Here is a 1,463-nt window from a genome sequence, read left to right on the forward strand (position 1 = left end):
GCGGGTTCGGATGTTCCGATCGGTTCGGTGGTGGCGGGTCGTACGGATGAGGCGTTGGACGATCTGGTGGGGATGTTCGTCAACACGTTGGTGTTGCGGACCGATACCTCGGGGAATCCGGCTTTTCGGGAGTTGGTCGGGCGGGTGCGGGAGGTGGATCTGGCGGCGTACGGTCATCAGGATCTGCCGTTCGAGCGGTTGGTGGAGATCGTCGCTCCGGCTCGTTCGATGGCCCGCCACCCCCTCTTCCAGGTGGCCCTGGCGTTCCAGAACAACCCCGCCCCGGTGTTGGAGGTCGACGGCCTTGAGATCCGGCAGGAGTCGCTGGACCTCGGTGTCGCCAGGTTCGACCTGCTGATGTCCCTGACCGAGACGGGCGATGGCCTGACCGGTGTCGTCGAGTACGCCGCCGATCTGTTCGATCGGGTGACGGTCGAGGACATGGTGGTGCGGTTCGGGCGGTTGCTGGAGTCGGTGGTCGCCGATCCAGATGTCCGGTTGAGTGAGATCGATCTGCTGGATGAGGCCGAGCGTGAGGTCATTCTCGGTGAGTGGGCGGGGCGGGGGGTGGTGCCTGCCGGGTCGACGTTGGTGGGGGAGTTCGAGGCTCAGGTGGCGGCTTCGCCGGATGCGGTGGCGGTGGTGTGTGGCGGGGTGGAGGTGTCGTATGGGGAGTTGGATGCGCGGGCGGGGGTGTTGGCGGGGGTGTTGGTGGCCGCGGGGGTGGGGCCGGAGCGGTTGGTGGTGTTGGTGGTGCCGAGGTCGGTGGAGTTGGTGGTGGCGGTGGTGGCGGTGGTGAAGGCGGGGGGTGGGTATGTGCCGGTGGATCCGTCGTATCCGGTGGAGCGGGTGGCGCAGATCGTGGGGGATGCGGCTCCGGTGGTGGCGGTGGTGGTGCCGGGGACGGAGGGGGTGTTGCCGGCGGGGATGGCGCGGGTGGTGCTGGACGGCTCACGCATCGTGGCGGGTGCGGGGCCGGTGGGAGATGTCCCGGCCTCAAGCCCGGTCTTGGCTCCGCTCCCGGCCTCGGCTTCGGCTTCGGCTTCGGTCTCGACACCAGCCCCGGCTTCGGTTTCTGCCTCAGCCTCGGCCGTGGCTTCAGTCCCGGTTTCTGTTGGGGGGCGGGGGGTTCTTCCTGGGCATCCGGCGTATGTGATTTTCACGTCGGGGTCGACGGGGCGTCCGAAGGGTGTGGTGGTCTCGCAGGGGAGTGTGACGCGGTTGCTGGCGTCGACTCGGGAGTGGTTCGGGTTTGGAAAGTCTGATGTGTGGGTGTTGTTTCATTCGTATGCGTTTGATTTTTCGGTGTGGGAGTTGTGGGGGGCGTTGTTGTCGGGTGGCCGGTTGGTGGTGGTGTCGTTTGAGGTGAGTCGTTCGCCGGTGGAGTTTTTGGGGTTGTTGGTGGAGTGCGGGGTGACGGTGTTGAATCAGACGCCGTCGGCGTTTTATCAGTTGATGGCGGC

The 1,463-nt window shown here is 66.4% G+C and carries 1 protein-coding gene; it reads left to right on the top strand.

Features of this window, described 5'->3' with window-relative positions:
- Positions 1-54: 54 nt before the first annotated feature.
- A partial coding sequence (locus ABZ260_RS50990; RefSeq protein ID WP_355633179.1) for an AMP-binding protein occupies positions 55-1,463 on the top strand: 1,409 nt, incomplete at its 3' end.

The organism is Streptosporangium sp. NPDC006013 (genome assembly GCF_040614275.1).
In the GTDB taxonomy this organism is placed as follows: Bacteria; Actinomycetota; Actinomycetes; order Streptosporangiales; family Streptosporangiaceae; genus Streptosporangium.